Source organism: Arsenicicoccus sp. UBA2120 (genome assembly GCF_002330965.1).
GTDB lineage: Bacteria > Actinomycetota > Actinomycetes > Actinomycetales > Dermatophilaceae > Arsenicicoccus > Arsenicicoccus bolidensis.
Window position 1 is genome coordinate 1 of the sequence record NZ_DCYC01000063.1, and the last position, 15,331, is coordinate 15,331.

13 protein-coding genes are annotated in these 15,331 nt (G+C 72.5%); 6 read left to right on the forward strand and 7 right to left on the reverse strand.

Annotated features, from left to right (window positions below; all coding sequences use genetic code 11):
- The first annotated feature begins 42 nt into the window (after positions 1 to 42).
- The 3 genes from ccsB (at position 43) to B2P18_RS08940 (ending at position 2,880) form a co-directional block, all read left to right on the forward strand.
- Positions 43 to 969, forward strand: a complete 927-nt coding sequence (ccsB, locus tag B2P18_RS08930) for a c-type cytochrome biogenesis protein CcsB (RefSeq protein ID WP_286958155.1) — start codon at positions 43 to 45, stop codon at positions 967 to 969.
- Positions 970 to 974: 5 nt separating this feature from the next.
- Positions 975 to 1,664 carry a TlpA family protein disulfide reductase gene (locus tag B2P18_RS08935; protein ID WP_286958156.1) on the forward strand — a complete coding sequence of 230 codons (690 nt, stop codon included), beginning with the start codon at positions 975 to 977 and terminating at the stop codon, positions 1,662 to 1,664.
- 172 nt (positions 1,665 to 1,836) lie between these two features.
- Positions 1,837 to 2,880: a hypothetical protein gene (locus B2P18_RS08940; protein ID WP_286958158.1), complete on the forward strand. Its 1,044-nt coding sequence runs from the start codon at positions 1,837 to 1,839 to the stop codon at positions 2,878 to 2,880.
- A 159-nt stretch (positions 2,881 to 3,039) separates the two neighbouring features.
- Here the strand turns inward: B2P18_RS08940 and B2P18_RS08945 are convergent, their stop codons facing one another.
- The 5 genes from B2P18_RS08945 to B2P18_RS08965 all read right to left on the reverse strand — a co-directional run bounded on the left by B2P18_RS08945 (position 3,040) and on the right by B2P18_RS08965 (position 10,203).
- Positions 3,040 to 4,053: a hemolysin family protein gene (locus tag B2P18_RS08945; RefSeq protein WP_286958160.1), complete on the reverse strand. Its 1,014-nt coding sequence runs from the start codon at positions 4,051 to 4,053 to the stop codon at positions 3,040 to 3,042.
- Positions 4,050 to 5,537: a hemolysin family protein gene (locus B2P18_RS08950; RefSeq protein ID WP_286958161.1), complete on the reverse strand. Its 1,488-nt coding sequence runs from the start codon at positions 5,535 to 5,537 to the stop codon at positions 4,050 to 4,052. The genes B2P18_RS08945 and B2P18_RS08950 overlap by 4 nt, the downstream gene beginning before the upstream one ends.
- A 437-nt stretch (positions 5,538 to 5,974) precedes the next feature.
- Positions 5,975 to 7,963 carry a solute carrier family 23 protein gene (locus B2P18_RS08955; protein WP_286958162.1) on the reverse strand — a complete coding sequence of 663 codons (1,989 nt, stop codon included), beginning with the start codon at positions 7,961 to 7,963 and terminating at the stop codon, positions 5,975 to 5,977.
- Positions 7,964 to 8,099: 136 nt separating this feature from the next.
- On the reverse strand, positions 8,100 to 9,206 hold the full coding sequence (locus B2P18_RS08960) for a glycosyltransferase family 1 protein (RefSeq protein WP_286958163.1): 1,107 nt from the start codon (positions 9,204 to 9,206) through the stop codon (positions 8,100 to 8,102).
- Between the two features lie 151 nt (positions 9,207 to 9,357).
- Positions 9,358 to 10,203: an aldo/keto reductase gene (locus tag B2P18_RS08965; protein WP_029211133.1), complete on the reverse strand. Its 846-nt coding sequence runs from the start codon at positions 10,201 to 10,203 to the stop codon at positions 9,358 to 9,360.
- A gap of 376 nt (positions 10,204 to 10,579) precedes the next feature.
- Between B2P18_RS08965 and B2P18_RS08970 the strand changes: the two genes are divergently transcribed.
- The 3 genes from B2P18_RS08970 (at position 10,580) to B2P18_RS08980 (ending at position 13,281) form a co-directional block, all read left to right on the forward strand.
- Positions 10,580 to 10,990: a VOC family protein gene (locus tag B2P18_RS08970; protein ID WP_239264157.1), complete on the forward strand. Its 411-nt coding sequence runs from the start codon at positions 10,580 to 10,582 to the stop codon at positions 10,988 to 10,990.
- 99 nt (positions 10,991 to 11,089) lie between these two features.
- The gene (locus B2P18_RS08975) at positions 11,090 to 11,476 is read left to right on the forward strand and encodes a DUF6394 family protein (RefSeq protein ID WP_019286751.1); all 387 of its coding nucleotides are present in this window, start codon (positions 11,090 to 11,092) and stop codon (positions 11,474 to 11,476) included.
- 65 nt (positions 11,477 to 11,541) lie between these two features.
- A complete protein-coding gene (locus B2P18_RS08980) occupies positions 11,542 to 13,281 on the forward strand; it encodes an NAD-binding protein (RefSeq protein WP_286958165.1) in 1,740 nt (579 codons plus the stop codon).
- Between the two features lie 244 nt (positions 13,282 to 13,525).
- Here B2P18_RS08980 and B2P18_RS08985 read toward each other — a convergent pair whose 3' ends face one another.
- Together B2P18_RS08985 and B2P18_RS08990 are read right to left on the reverse strand one after the other, a co-directional pair.
- Positions 13,526 to 14,206 carry a response regulator gene (locus B2P18_RS08985; protein WP_286958166.1) on the reverse strand — a complete coding sequence of 227 codons (681 nt, stop codon included), beginning with the start codon at positions 14,204 to 14,206 and terminating at the stop codon, positions 13,526 to 13,528.
- Positions 14,203 to 15,331 (reverse strand): sensor histidine kinase (locus B2P18_RS08990; protein ID WP_286958168.1); only part of this gene is annotated, 1,129 nt, incomplete at its 5' end. The genes B2P18_RS08990 and B2P18_RS08985, both read right to left, overlap by 4 nt.

A 15,331-nucleotide genomic window follows, 5' to 3' on the forward strand; every position in this document is an offset into this window, starting at 1 on the left:
CCACGACCGCGCCGACCTTTCCAGCACGGTAGGAGCCTGACGATGTTCGCCCTCTCCCAGTACGCCCTGATCGCGGGGCCGATCCTCGTGTGGCTCGGTGTCGCCGCCACGATCGTCAACCTGACCCGCAAGCCCGCCGAGCGCGAGGCGATCGCCCCCGCGCGCGCCACCGTCGGCGGCGCCGCGCTCGCGGGCGGCGGCACCGCCGTCCTGACCGGCCACGCGCCGACCGCCCTCGGCCGCACCGGGGTGCGCGGACCGGCGTGGTACGCCACCAAGGTCACCCAGGTCGCGCTCCTGTGCCTCACGGTCGCGCTCGCCGCGAGCGCGGCGGCCACCGGCCACGGGCCCTTCTCCAACCAGCACGAGTTCGCGGTGTCCTTCGCCTGGGGCGTCCTCGCGGCCTACGTCTTCTTCGAGTGGCGGTATGACGTCAAGGCGCTCGCCGTCTTCGTGCTCCCGATCGCCGCGGCCATGCTGACCTACGCGACCACCGTCGACGCCAAGCCCGGCCCCCTGGTCCCCGCCCTGCAGAACTCCCTGCTGCTGACCGCGCACGTCTTCACCGCCGTCCTCGGCTACGGCGCCGCCGCGGTGGCGTGCGGCGCGGGCATCGGCTACCTCGTCGCCCCGCACCTCACCTGGAAGGGCATGCCCAAGCGGTCCTTCCTGGACGAGCTCGGCTACCGCGCGGTGATGATCGCCTACCCGCTCCTCACCGTCATGATCATCCTCGGCGCGATCTGGGCCGACATCGCGTGGGGCCGCTACTGGAGCTGGGACCCCAAGGAGACCGCCGCCCTGGTCACCTGGCTGATCTACGGCGCCTACCTCCACGCCCGCGTGGCCCGCGGCTGGCGCGGAGACCGGTCCGCCTACCTGCTGATCCTCGGCTTCGTGGCCATCCTGTTCACCTTCTTCGGCAACTACTTCTTCGGTGGCCTGCACTCCTACGGGGGGTCGATGTGAGCGACGTGACCGACCGCACCCACGCCGCGGGTGCCGACCAGGGAGCGGCGGGTGCCGACCAGCCGACGGCGGGCGCCACCCAGGCCGGGCCGAAGGAGGACTGGCGCGGCGGCATACGAGCCAGCGGGAGCAAGCAGCTCATCGTCCTGCTCGTGACGGCGCTGCTCGTCGCCGGAGGGGCCTGGCTGCTCGGCGGCAAGGCCGGCTCCGCCAAGAGCGCCCCCCTGAACGGCGCCCAGGCCGTCCAGGTCACGGGCGACACCTCCGGGCCCGCCCCCGAGGTCGGCAAGCCCGCGCAGGACTTCACGGCGCGGACCGTCAAGGGGGAGCCGATCTCCCTGTCCGAGCTCAAGGGCCGGCCGGTGTGGCTGACCTTCGGGGCGTCCTGGTGCACGGCCTGCCGCGCCGAGGCCCCCGACATGCAGGCGGCCTACACGGCGGCCAAGGCCTCCGGGGTGGAGATCGTCTCCGTCAACATGCAGGAGCTCCCCGCCGACGTGGTGTCCTACGCCGGCAAGCTGGGCCTGACCTTTCCCCAGGTCGCCGACCCCGACACCGCCCTCGCCTCGAAGTACCGCGTGATGGGCCTGCCCTCCCACTTCTTCATCGACAAGGAGGGCGTGCTGCGCTCCCAGCACATCGGCGTCCTCACCCGCAGCGCGATGGACCAGCAGATCGGCACGCTCGCCCGCTGATCACCGCCCCCTGCCGCCCCTGCCACCTGCCCACGTCGGGCTCGCCGATCGTGAGGCAGGGGCGGATCAGGGGGATCCCCCCTGGCGGAACGTCCGTCCCACCGGCAGCGTTGTCATCGAGACACGCACGCATCGGTTGGGAGTGATGAGGGTGGTCCTCACCGGACTTCTCGTGAGCACGGGCCTGGTGGCCGTCACCGTCGGGGTCGGACGGTATGCCGCTGACCGCTGGCGACACCGCAAGGACGCGATCACGGGTCACCGCCTGGCGCCCGGCGTCGCCCTGACCGCCGCCGGCGGTGGGTTGGTCCTGTCGCCGGACGTGCTCGTCCTGACCGATCAGCTGCAGGTGGCCGACCCCGCCGCAGCGCTGGCGCTCGGGGTCTACAACGTCCTCGCCATGGGTGGCCTCGGCACCGTGGCCGCCGGCATGTGGCTGTCGAGCCGGAGGGTGACCCGCCAGGTGCGGGCAGGCGTCGACGCGGTGGCGGACGGCATACCCCTGGTCGCGCGGCGCCGGGCCATGCGCCGCGGCACCCCGGCGGACTTCCCGCGGGAGTGGGCCAGCCTGATCGCGCTGGACACGGAGCTGACGCAGCGGCTGCTGCGCTACGAGCGCGACCTGGAGGCCGCGGTCAACTTCCCGGTGATGAGCGACCACACCGACCCGCTGACCCGCGGCGCGATCGACGCCATGCTGCGCTGCCGCGAGCTGCGGGCCGCCACCCCACCGGCCGGCACCCGCGACGTGCGCGACACCGACTACGCGCGGGCGGTCGCCGACTTCCAGGTGGCCCTCGAGGCCGCCGAGGCCAACGCCGAGCGGCTCGTCGCGAGCACCTTCACCGAGGACGAGCGCCGCACGCTCGAGGAGGTCACGGCGACCCTGGAGTTCATGCGCGCCAACAGCACGACGCCGGGAGAGCGCGCGGCGGCATACGACGAGGTGAGCGCACGGCTCACGCAGGTGATGCAGGCCCGCGGCACGTCGGCTGGTGGTGCTGCGACCGGCGGCGTTGCGACCGGTGGCGTTGCGATTGGCAGCGCTGAGACCGGTGGCGTTGCGACCGGCGGCGTCGCGGCTGAGGGAGCGACCTGCGCGACCACACAGGGCGCGGCCACACATGGCGCGACGGCGGTGGCGCAGGGGCAGGGCCAGGCCGCGGTGGCGCGTCCGCACCCCTTCCTCGACGTGACGGACCGCGCCCGCCGCTGACCCCCGTGCGCAGACCCGCCGGGGGCGAAGGCATCGACCGGCGTTCGTTCCCCAGGCTGATGCCTCGGCCCCCGGCGGGTACGACTCGGCCCCCGTCCCAGCTGGGACGGGGGCCGAGTCGTGCGTGGAGCTACTGCCCCTCGCGGTCAGGTGCGGCGGTCAGGCTCGCGCGCTGGTCTCGCGGGGGAAGAACCGCGGCAGGATGTCGCTCATCGTCACGACGCCGGCGAACTCGCCGCCGCGATGCACCACGGCCAGCTGGGTCTGCGTCTCGCGCATGAACGTGAACGCCTCGTGCAGCGGGGTCTCGGCCGCCACGGCCAGGGTCTCGCGGGCCAGCTCGCGCGCGGGACGGTCCGCCGGCTCCCCGAAGGTGTCGCGCACGTGCACGGTGCCCGCGACCCGGCCCTCGTCGAGCAGCAGGATCCGCATGTGGCCGTGCTCGACGGTCGCGGCCTGGACGTCCGCCACCGTGGCGTCGATGTCGACGGCCGTGGGGCGCCGGCGGTGCCGGATCAGCTCGTCCATGGTGATGTCGCGCATGTCGAGGGCGTTGGTGATCGAGGCGCTGTAGGACGCCTCGAGGGTGCCCGCGTCCGCGGAGTGCTCGACGAGCTCGCGCAGCCCGTGCTCGTCCTGCACCTCGTCGACCTCGTCCACGGGCTCGGCTCCGGTGCGGCGCACGAGGGCGTTGGCGGCGTGGTTGAGGGCCTTGAGGGCGGGACGGGTCAGCCACAGGAAGCCCCGCATGGGGACGGCCAGCAGGATCGCGGACCTCTCCGGGTGGGCGATGGCCCAGGACTTGGGGGCCATCTCACCGACCACGAGGTGGATGAAGGTCACGATGATCAGGGCGACCACGAAGGCCACGACGTCCGCGGCACCGGTGGGCAGGCCCACGGCCTCCAGCGGCCCCATCAGGGCGTGGTGGACGGCCGGCTTGGTGATGGCACCGAGGGCCAGCGTGCAGACGGTGATGCCGAGCTGCGACCCGGCGAGCAGCAAGGTGAGCTCGGAGGAGCTGCGCAGGGCGGCCCGGGCCGACGCGGAGGTGGCCGCGGCGTCCTCGAGCCGGTGGCGCTTGGCGTTGATCAGCGAGAACTCGACGGCGACGAAGAACGCGCTGAGCGCGATGATCGCGACGGTCGCGAGGGTGATGACGAGCCAGCTCATCGGGTGCCCTCCTCGGTCACGTTCGTGGCGCCACCCTGGGCGTCCTGCTGGGAGTGGTGGCGAGACTCACGGTCGGGTGGGGACCCGTCGCCGTCGCCGTCGCCGTCCCCGCCGCTGCGGTCGGGGGAGTCGGCGTCGACGGCGTCGGTCTCGGTCAGCGTGAGGCGAACCCGGGACGGGACGTAGCGCTCGACCTCCAGCACCTCGACCGTGAGGACCTTGCGCCGGTCGTCGTCGAGGTGCAGGTGCTCCTGGCGGAGCGGCACCTCGATCAGCGTGCCGTCCTCCGGCAGGCCGCCGACGTGGTCGATGACCAGGCCGCCGATGGTCTCGAAGTCACCCTCGGGCAGGTCGACGCCGAGCGAACGCTCCACCTCGTCGATGTGGACGTCGCCCTCCATGACCCAGATGCCGTCGTCCGGGACCGGCACGTATGACGGCTCCTCCGGGTCGTGCTCGTCGGTGATCTCGCCGACGATCTCCTCGGCGAGGTCCTCCATCGTCAGGATCCCGGTGAAGCCGCCGTACTCGTCGACGACGCAGGCGAGCTGCTCGCGGCGGTCGTCGAGCTCGCGCAGCGCGTCGGGCAGGCTCATGAGCTCGGGCACGACGAGGGGCTCGCGCATGATCTCGGAGCACGGCGCGTCGTCGTCACCCCGGTGGGACAGCACGTCGACGAGGTGCACCACGCCGACCACGTCGTCCTCGTCCCCGATGACCGGGTAGCGGGTGTGACCCGTGTGCATCAGCTCGCGCACCTCGGCGACCGTGGTCTCGGTGCGCAGCGAGTCGACCTGGGCGCGCGGGATCATCGCGTGCGCGACGTCCTCCCCGGGGAAGTCGAGGATGCGGTCGACCATGATCGACAGCTCGTCCGGCAGGTCGCCGCTCTCGCGCGAGAGCTCGACGACGTGCTGCAGGTCGCGGGCCGTGGCGGCGTGCTGCACGTCGTGGACCGGCTCGATGTGCAGGGCCCGCAGGAGCAGCTCCGCGGACTTGTCGAAGACCCAGATGACGGGGCCGAGGACGGTGAGGTAGAGCGAGGTCGACCGCGTCAGCCAGGTGGAGACCTGGTCGGGGCGGGCGATGGCGTAGTTCTTGGGGAAGAGCTCGCCGAAGAGCATCTGCACCACGGTCGAGAAGACGAGCGCGAAGACCGCGCCGATGGTGACCGACACGGCCACCGGGACGCCGGTGTCGCCGAGCATGGTGCCGATCGCGGAGCCGATCAGGGGCTCGGCGACATAACCGACGAGCAGCCCGGTGACGGTGATGCCCAGCTGGGCGCCGGACAGCATGAACGACGTGCGGCGGGTGATCTCGAGGGTCTTGCCGGCGACCTCGTCACCCTCGCGGTGCCGCGCCCCGAGCCGGGACCGGTCCACCGCCATGAACGCGAACTCCTGCGCCACGAAGTAGCCCGTGGCCGCCGTGATCAGCAGCACGACCACCAGGCCGATCACGAGCGAGAGGACCGGGCTCATCGCGCCTGCCCCTCAGGGGTGAGACCGCGCGTGGCGGTGCCGGGACTGCAGGGCTCGTCAGGCTGGCGAGTGTGCATGGGCCTTTCCGGGGACTGGGGGGAGGGTGCGGGGGCGGTCGGAGAACGTCCGGTCGGCCCTCGAGGTTCCCGGTGCGCCCGGGGGAGGGCCGTCGGTATGTCGTACCCCGACGCCATCGACGGTAGTCGCGATGGCGGCGGCGGCGTCATACGGCCGAGGGGTGTCAATGGCGACCCGAGGTGAGCCGGGAGCTCAGCTTGGGTCGTCCGGACGGCTGGACCGGGGGTGTAGGCGGCCCGAAGTGAGTTGGGAGCTCAGTTCGGGTCGTCCGGACGGCTGGGCCGGGGGTATGGGCGGCCCGTTGTGAGCCGGGAGCTCAGGTTGTGTCGTCCGGAGGGCTGGCCGGTGGGCGCGGCGGGTCAGGTGAGCTGCTCGAACTTGCGGCTCCACGCGCTGCGGATCGGGCTGGCGTCGGCGACGAGGGCGTCGAAGCGGGCGTCCGCGATCGCCGAGACCTGGCCGAGGGAGGCCCGGTGCTCGCGCGCGGGCGAGCTCTCGACGCGGCGCCACCCCTGCTCGACGAGCTGGTCGAGGTCGGCGAGGTTGGTGACGCACATGACGAGCGGCCGTCCGTGGGTGTCCTGGTAGGCCGTCGACAGGCGGTGGATCTCGTCACGCTGCACGTCGTCGATCCGGTCGAGGGCCAGCGAGCTGGTGTCGAGGAGGGCGACCTCGGTGTCGGAGGCGATGGGCCCGCGGGGCGTGCCGGCGTCCTCGGCGTCGACGGCCGCGAGGACGAGCTCGCCCACGTCGCGATAGCTGCGGACGAGGGCGTCCTGCTCCTCGCGCGTGCCGGACAGCACGGCCTCCTGCAGAGCCGCGCGCAGTGCGGTGGTGGAGCCGAACGGCCGTGCCTCCCAGGCGCGCTCGACCGGCCACGTCGCGCCGGTGTAGAGCGATCCGAAGGTCGCCACGAACTCGTCGCGGCCCATGGCGTCCACGTCGTCGATGGTGACGGTGCGGTCGCCGGACCGGGCGACCTCGGCGCCACGCTGCTGGCCGACGTGGAAGAAGAGCAGGTTGAGCAGGATCGCGGTGATGGAACCGAGGGTCACGCCGGAGGCGAAGAGGATCTGCGCCCACGAGGGCAGGACGTCCGCGACGTGCGGCTGCAGGGTGACGAGCATCGCCAGACCGAGGGCGGTCGAGACGATGACGGCGTTGCGGTTGTCGTGCAGGTCGGCCTTGGCGAGCGTCTGGATGCCGACCACCGCGACGTTGGCGAACATCGCGATCGAGGCGCCGCCCAGCACGGGGGCGGGGATGGCGGCCACGACGGCGGCCGCCTTGGGGAGCAGGCCCAGCACGATCATGATGACGCCGGCCATGACGACGACCCAGCGGCTCTTGACGCGGGTGAGGCGCACGAGGCCGACGTTCTGGGCGAAGCAGGTGTAGGGGAAGGAGTTGAGGACGCCGCCGAGCGTGGTCGACAGACCGTCGGCGCGCAGCGCGGCGGCCACGTGGGTCGGGCGGATCCGCTTGCCGACGACCTCGCCGGTGGCGAAGACGTCGCCGGTCGTCTCGACGGCGGTGATGGCCATGACGACGATCATCGAGATGCACGCCGTCAGGGAGAACGCCGGCCACCCGAAGAAGAACGGCGTCGTCACGCCCACCGGAGCCGCGGACGCGACGCCGGCGAAGATCGGCTCGCCGAGCGCCCAGGCCACGGCGGTGCCCGCCACGAGACCGATGAGCACCGACACCGTCGCGAGGAAGCCGGAGAACACCCGCTGGATGACGATGATCAGCGCGAGCGTGCCGAAGGCGTAGAGCAGCGACTCGGTGAGGGCGGCGTGGTCGAGGGGGGCCGCGGGGTTGGCGGGGTCCTGCGCGTTGCGCACGACGTCGCCCGCCGCGACGCCCAGCAGGGTCGTGCCCATGATCGTCAGCACGGAGCCGGTCACGACGGGCGGGAAGAAGCGGAGCAGGCGGGAGAAGTACGGCGCCGCGAAGAAGGTCACGAGACCGGCGACGATGATCGCGCCGTAGACCTCGGCCAGCCCCTGCGTGCCGCCACCGGACGCGAGACCGATCGCGATGATCGGAGAGACGGCGGTGAAGGTCACGCCCTGCACGAGAGGCAGCCGCACCCCGACCTTGCCGAAGCCGGCCGCCTGGATGATCGAGGCGATGCCGCACGTGAACAGGTCGGCGTTGATGAGGTGGACCGTGTCCTGCGGGCTCAGCTTCAGCGCCTGCGCGATCACCAGCGGCACGATCACCGCCCCGGCGTAGAACGCGAGGACGTGCTGCAGCCCGAGGACCGCCAGCTTCGGCGCCGGGGGCACCTGGTCGACGGGGTGGACGGTGCGCGGGGCGGGCGCGAGGGAGGCCTGGGACATGGGTGACCTTCGCTGGGGAGGGGGACGTCAGGGCGTCGTCACTGACGACCGTGATCCTACCGAGCGCCAGACCGTTCCCCGTATGACGGGTTTGTCCCGTCATACGGCATGGGCGTGGTCCCCTGCCGCCCGACCCTCAGGTGAGGCGCTCGCGATGGTGCACGATCGGCTCGTGCGTCGCCGCACCCGCCCCGAACCACTCGGTCACCCGCGTGGTGAAGGCGTGCTCGAAGTCGTCGTCGTTGTGGCGGGCCGCGATCCACGCCGTGAAGCTGCCGCCAACGCAGGCGTCCAGCTCGCGACGGCAGGCCTCCGGGTCACGGAGGGCCTCGAGCAGCAGCTGCTCGGCGACGGCGGGCGAGTCGTAGAGATAGGGGTAGCGCTCGGGCACGAGCGCCCGCGCCCACCCGGTGTCGGGGAGGATACCGATCACGCCCTCGAGCATGGCCTCGACATACTCCAGCCCGTAGGACTCCTGGGCCGCGGTGGCCAGGAAGGCCGTCGTCCTCGACAGTGCGTCCCAGTAGCCGTCGCGGGTCGTGAGGGGCCCGACCCACATCCACTTGTCCCGCGTCATGTCCATCGCCGCCGTCGACGTGAGGTGCTGCTCCTGGAGCCGGGCCTCGGCGCGGAGCGGCACCTGTCGGGCCACCCGCCGCACCACGTCCATGAAGAGGCCCGGCCGCTTGCGGCGCTCGAGCGTGATCGCGGGATAGAGGACGACCGGGACGTCCGTGGGCCTGCGCGTGGACGCGCGCTCGACGTTGACGCCGAGGTTGGTCCAGTCGATCCGGGCCTGGGAGGCGAGGTGGGGTGCGGTCCAGTGCTGGACGACCTCACGCACCTCGCCGGCGGTGCGCTCGCTGTTGCAGTAGGTCGGGAACATCGCGAAGGACAGCCCCAGCGCCGCGAAGTTGACCGGGTGGTGGAAGGAGCTGGGGTTGGTCCAGACGAGGTTCAGGATGCGCGGCTCGTCGAGGTGCCGGTGCAGCACCTGGAAGCACGCCACGGAGTCCAGCGGCTCCATGTTGACGAGCAGGGTGCTGGTCGGGTCCAGGTCCTCGAGGGTGACGACCTGCAGGCCGGGCCCGGTGCGTGGCTCCGGGCCGACGACGACCGCCTCGGGATAGAGCCGCAGGAGCCGTGACACCAGGCGGGTGCCCGCCGAGTCTGTGACCAGCTGCCCGGACGTGTCGATGTGTGGTCCCTCGCCGATGGGGCCGAGCTTGACGGCAACCTTCATGGCCGCACCTCCTCGTGCGCAGGGCCGCGCGACAGCCTGCCGCGGGCGGCCTTCCGACCATGGTGCACCTGGCTCGTCAGGTGGTTGCGGGCGGGGTGGGCCTGAGCGGGTTGGCGTGCGAAGTCGGGCGGATGTGCCTACCTGAGGTAGGTCAGAGGAGCTCGAGGGGGACGGGCTCGGACGGGGCGGGGAAGGCCGAGTCCAGGTCGTCGAGGTCGCGCTCGGAGAGGCGGAGCTCGAGCGCTCCCGCGTTGTCGAGGGTGTGCGCGACCGACGAGGACTTGGGGATCGCGATGACCCCGGGGTCCCGGATCGTCCACGCGAGGGCCACCTGGGCGGGGGTCGCCCCGTGACGCTCGGCGACGTCCTCCAGCGCGTGCAGCCCTGCGCCGGGCTCGAGCAGACGGGCCTGCTCGATGGGGGAGTAGGCCATCACCGGCACGTGATGGCGGTGCAGCATCGGGAAGAGGTCGAGCTCCGGCCCCCGGCGGGACAGGTTGTAGAGGACCTGGTCCGTCGCGCAGGCCGGCCCGCCGTCGAGCCGCAGCAGCTCGGCCATGTCCTCGGTGTCGAGGTTGGAGACGCCCCAGGCCCGGATCTTGCCGTCGCGGACGAGCTCCTCCATCGCGGCGACGGTGTCGGCGAGCGGGTGGTGGCCGCGCCAGTGCAGCAGGTAGACGTCGAGGTGGTCGGTGCCGAGCCGGCGCAAGGACGCCTCGCAGGCCTGGACCGTGCCCCGGCGGGAGGCGTTGGAGGGCAGCACCTTGGAGACGAGGACCGCGTCGTCGCGTCGTCCTCGCAGGGCCTCGCCGACGAGCTCCTCGGAGCGGCCCGAGCCGTACATCTCGGCCGTGTCGATGACGCTCAGCCCCGCGTCCAGGCCGGCCCGGAGGGCGGCGATCTCCTCGTCGTGCGCGGCGGCGGAGTCGCCGACGTTCCAGGTGCCGAGGCCGATCGCAGGGACCCGGTGGCCGGCGAAGGCGGTGGTGCGCGTCATACGGCCACCCTAGGACGCCGCCGGTCAGGCGGCCGCCCGGTCGGCGAGGTCGAGCAGGAACGGCACCGACGTCATGGCCAGCAGGATCACGGCGACGACGAAGGCGATGGCAACGGTGAACAGGTCGTGGGTGGTCATGGCTCCACGCTCTCGCCCGCGGGCGCTCGCGCACATCGGCCCATGGTCGGGACCCGCCGGCCGGGTGGTGCGACCTCGGTCGTATGCCGGGTGCGACCACCGTCAGGCGGCGTGCGGGCACCCGTCGGGGTGGCCGGCGTCCGCAGCCCCTGGGGTGTGTCCTAGGTCACGGCTACGCTGCGAACTGGCAGCCCGCCACCGCGTCGTCCGACGTTCCTGAAACCACCGGGAGTCCACCATGTCGTCCGTCCTGAACCCCTACATCTCCTTCGTCGACCAGGCCCGTGAGGCCCTCGATTTCTACGCGTCCGTCTTCGGCGGCGAACCCCGCATCATGACCTTCGGCCAGATGGGCACCGAGGGGGCCGATGCGGACAAGGTCATGCACGGCCAGCTCGACACCGCGGCCGGCTACACACTCATGGTGTCCGACGCCCCCGAGGGCATGCCGCACGACGACGGCGCCCGCATCTCCTGCAGCCTGTCCGGTGACGACGCCGACGAGCTGCGCGGCTACTTCGCCGGCCTCGCCGAGGGCGGTCAGGTGACCCTGCCGCTCGAGAAGCAGATGTGGGGCGACGAGTTCGGCATGGTCACCGACAGGTTCGGCGTCGCCTGGATGTGCAACATCGCCGGCGCCTCCGCCTGATCCACGGCCCGTCGGGGTGGTCGGCGCTGACAGATCGTTATGCGCCGGTCGGCGTCGACCGTCCCCGATGTCCGCGCCCGCGCAGGTAGCCTCGGCAGGGTGAATCTCGAGAAGGTCATCTTCGGGTTCTTCGTGCTGCTCGCGGCGACGGTGAACTTCGGCTTCGTCGTCGGCGACCTCGGCGACCCGGACATGCACAACATCTGGGAGCTGTATGCCGCGATCGTGGTCAACGTCGTCGCCCTGGTGCTGAAGTTCGGCGACCGCACGCAGATCGGCGCCACCCACCTCGCCACGAGCCTGGTCGCGGTGCTGCAGCTGATCGCCGCCGCGTCGCTCTACATCTACTTCACGGCGTCGCACTCCGAGTCCATCACCGGTCCCGAGATCGCCAGCGTCGTGTCCCTCGCCTGCGGCGCGGCCCTCGCCAACATCGTCTCGCTCGTGCTGCTGGTCGCCGAGACGGTGTCCTTCCGCCGCCGGTGACCCCGGCTGCGGCATACCGCTCCCGTCATGGCTGACCAGGGCGCGTCCGACGAGGAGGTGCGGGCATGACCAACCCGCTTCTCCTCTTCTTCGCGCGCCCCTCGACCCGACAGCACGGCGTGCGGCGACCGCGCGAGCGCGTCCGCGTCCCCACCGAGGTGCCCTCGACCGACGCGATCTTTCTCGTGCTCCGACGGATGCGCACCCCGCTCGTCGTCCTCGTGGCGATCTTCTCCATCTCGGTGTTCGGGCTGGCGCTGATCCCCGGCAAGGACGGGCAGCGGATCTCGCCCTTCGACGCGTTCTACTTCATCAGCTACACCGCCACGACCATCGGGTTCGGCGAGATCGTGCCGTTCACGGCGATCCAGCGGCTGTGGGTGACCTTCTCGATCTACAGCACCGTGGTGGGCTGGGCCTACGCGATCGGCACGCTGCTCGCGCTCTTCCAGGACGCGGCCTTCCGTGAGGCGGTGGCCACGCAGCGCTTCCGCCGGCGCGTGATGACCGTCAAGGAACCGTTCTTCATCGTCGCGGGCTACGGCCAGTCGGGGCGCGCGGTGTGCGCCGAGCTCGACGAGGCCGGGCGGCGGATGGTCGTCATCGACAGCGACAAGGACCGCGTCGACAAGCTCTCGTCCGACCAGCTGCACGCCGACGTCCCCGGCATCGACGCCGACGCCTCCCTGCCCGGGGTCCTCGGTCTGGCTGGGCTGGGGCTGCCCAACTGCGAGGGCGTGATCGCCCTCACCGACGACGACGACGTCAACCTCGCCGTCGTGATGTGCGTCGACCTCCTGCGTCCCGAGCTGCCCGTCCTCGCGCGCTGCCACAGCCGGGTCACCGAGGAACGCATGCACGACTTCAGCGCGGCCGCCGTGATCAACCCCAGCGACCGGTTCGGGGGTTACCTGCTGCTCGCGATGCAGCGCCCCACGACCTTCCACCTCGTCTCGTGGCTGATGAGCTCGGCGGGCATGCCGCTGCAGGCCCGGCGCGAGGACAAGCACGACGGTCGCTGGATCGTCGCGGCCGAGGGCCACTTCCGCGACGAGATCTGCAACGACCTCAGCCGGGCCGGGCAGGAGGTCGAGTGGGTCGACCCGCACGAGGGCTACCCCGAGCTGCGGGGAGCCACGGGCTTCATCGCCGGGTCCGACAGCGACACCCTCAACCTCGCCATGGCCGAGCACGCGCGCCTCGTGGACCCCGAGATCTTCGTGGTCGTGCGCCAGCACTCCACCGAGCGCCGTGCCCTGGTGCGCGCCCTCGACATCGACTCCGTCTACACCCCCAGCGACCTCGTCGCCTCGGAGGTGCTGGCGCGGGTCGTGACGCCGACCTTCTGGACCTTCGTCGAGCACGCGCTGGGGCAGGACGAGGACTGGGCGGCCGCCGCGCTCACCCGCCTCACCGACCGGTGCGGCCGCAAGGCCCCCGAGCGGGACCTCGTGACCATCGACCTCCGCAACGCGCCCGCCCTCACGCGTTGGGTGCGCAACCACGACTTCAGGCTCCGCGACCTGCTGCGCGACCCCGAGGACCGGGAGCGGATGCTCGCGGTCGTCCCTCTCGTGCTCATGCGCGACGGCACCCCGCACCACATGCCCGACGAGGACATGCTGCTGCGCCCCGGCGACCAGGTGCTCGTGGCCGGGCGCCTCGGGGCCCTCGCCTCCATGACGCCGGTGCTGCTGCAGGAGACCGCGGTCGAGCACGCCGCCACCGGGCGCGACGTGCCGATCACGTGGGTCGGGCGGGCCGTGACGCGCGCGGTCGAGCGTCGCCGCCAGCGCCGCGCCTGACCTCCGCTCGCTCGTCCCGCTCCACCCCGCCCCGTCTCGCCCGTCCCGTCTCGCCACGACGCCCCTGACTCGCCCGTCCCGTCTCGCCACGACGCCCCACCCCCGCCGTTGGGGAAGCTTGGTGCTGCCATGGCGACACCAAAGCTCCCCGCTGCCGGGGCCGGATCAGTGAGTGGGCGGACGTGGTTGCTCGAGGAGCCGTGGGGGGACAAGACGTGCCCCCTCACGTGTGGGGGATGTGCGGTCAGCTACCGGCCTCGCGGGCGAGGATCGCGGCCTGCACGCGCGAGGTGCAGCCGAGCTTGGCGAGGACGCGGGAGACGTGCGTCTTGGCGGTGGCCTCGCTGATGGTCAGGGCCGCCGCGATCTGGGCGTTGGACAGGCCCTGCGCGATCACCTCGAGCACCTCGCGCTCGCGGTCGGTGAGGTCGTGGAGGCGGGCGACCCGGTCGGCGGCGGCGGCAGCAGCGGGGCCATCGAGGCTGGTCGGGGGCGTGCGGGGTCCCTGCGCCGCGGCGAAGCCCGCGATCACCTGCCGCGTCACCTCCGGCGCCAGCACCGCCTCGCCGGCGGCGACCCGACGGATGGCGTCGGCCAGCGGACCCGCGTCGACCGTCTTGAGCAGGTAGCCGTCGGCGCCCGCCCGCAGCGCCCCCGCGACGTACTCGTCCACCTCGAAGCTCGTCAGCACCAGCACCCGCGACCACCCGGCGGCGACGATCTGCTCCGTCGCCGCGAGCCCGTCGACGCCGGGCATCCGGACGTCCATGAGCGTGACGTCGGGCCGCAGGGCGCGGGCCTGCGCGACGGCCACGGCGCCGTCGCCGGCCTCGCCGATCACCTCGAGGTCGGGCTGCGCGGACAGGAGCAGCCGCAGCCCGGAGCGCACGGTCGCGTGGTCGTCGGCGAGCAGGACGGTGATCATGTGGCTTCTCCTGCAGAGGGCAGCGGTATGACGGCGCGGACCTGCCACACCTCGGGGTCGCCGCACTGCTCCGTGCCACCGCCGGAGACGCTGTCCGCACCTCCGCCCGGACCGTCGCCTCGACCGGCAGCGGGCGAGGGAGATGGGCCGGCGTCCAGCCAGCCGCCGAGGGCGGTGACGCGTTCCCGCATCGTGTGCAGGCCCAACCCCGAGGACCCCGACCCCGCAGAGCCCGCCGAGCTCGACGAGGGCGCCGGCGCTCCGCCGACCGACACCACCTCGAGCTCCAGGTCGCCGTGGGCGCGGATCCCCACGACGGCGGACCGCGAGGGGGAGTGGCGACCGACGTTGTGCAGAGACTCCTGCAGCACCCGGTGGGCGGCCTGCCCGACCGCGGCGGGCAGCGGCGGCAGCGGGTCGGGGGACACCTCGAGGCGGACCGCCAGGCCGCGGGCGCGAGCCTGCTCGACCACGCCGGCGAGGTCCTGCGGGCCCTGCAGCAGCGGGGACGAGGTCGCCGCAGGGTCGGGCCGCAGCACCGTCAGCATCGTCTGCAGCTCGCCCATCGCCTGGCGCGAGGTCGCCCGCACGACCCGCAGGGCCTCGTCGCGTGCTGCCTCGCTCTGCAGCCCCGCCTCGGCGTGGATCGCGATGGCGGACAGGCTGCCGGAGAGGGCGTCGTGCAGGTCACGGGCCATCTGCTCGCGCTCGGAGCGGCGGGCGTCGGCCTCGCGCAGCTCGGCGAGACGGGCTTCGTCGGCGGCGCGGCGGCGCTCGGCCTCGACGAGGTCCAGCTGCTTGCGGCTGGAGGCCCCCCACCAGTAGGACGTGCCGAACACGGCGAACACCGTCAGCGCCGTCAGCACGGCCAGGCGCAGGTCACAGGTCGCGGCCAGGGTGACTCCGCCGGACAGCAGGACGGCCCCGGCCACCACCCACTCCAGGTAGTCCACGACGGGACGCCGCCCGTGCAGCCCGGCCGCATAGACCAGCTCGATGGTCACCAGCAGCGACCCCACGCTCCCGCCGAACGCCGCCTCGGCCACGAACACCACCAGCCCCAGCGCCAGGCAGGTCATCGGCCGTCGTCGCCGCCAGGCCATCAGCGCGCACAGCGCCAGCAGC

Excerpts from the sequence above, each read along its gene's own strand:
- B2P18_RS08970 (WP_239264157.1), top strand. The coding sequence starts at position 10,580 with ATGTCGTCCGTCCTGAACCCCTACATCTCCTTCGTCGACCAGGCCCGT.
- B2P18_RS08955 (WP_286958162.1), bottom strand. The coding sequence starts at position 7,963 with ATGTCCCAGGCCTCCCTCGCGCCCGCCCCGCGCACCGTCCACCCCGTC.
- ccsB (WP_286958155.1), top strand. The coding sequence starts at position 43 with ATGTTCGCCCTCTCCCAGTACGCCCTGATCGCGGGGCCGATCCTCGTG.
- B2P18_RS08980 (WP_286958165.1), top strand. The coding sequence starts at position 11,542 with ATGACCAACCCGCTTCTCCTCTTCTTCGCGCGCCCCTCGACCCGACAG.
- B2P18_RS08950 (WP_286958161.1), bottom strand. The coding sequence starts at position 5,537 with ATGAGCCCGGTCCTCTCGCTCGTGATCGGCCTGGTGGTCGTGCTGCTG.
- B2P18_RS08945 (WP_286958160.1), bottom strand. The coding sequence starts at position 4,053 with ATGAGCTGGCTCGTCATCACCCTCGCGACCGTCGCGATCATCGCGCTC.
- B2P18_RS08960 (WP_286958163.1), bottom strand. The coding sequence starts at position 9,206 with ATGAAGGTTGCCGTCAAGCTCGGCCCCATCGGCGAGGGACCACACATC.
- B2P18_RS08965 (WP_029211133.1), bottom strand. The coding sequence starts at position 10,203 with ATGACGCGCACCACCGCCTTCGCCGGCCACCGGGTCCCTGCGATCGGC.
- B2P18_RS08985 (WP_286958166.1), bottom strand. The coding sequence starts at position 14,206 with ATGATCACCGTCCTGCTCGCCGACGACCACGCGACCGTGCGCTCCGGG.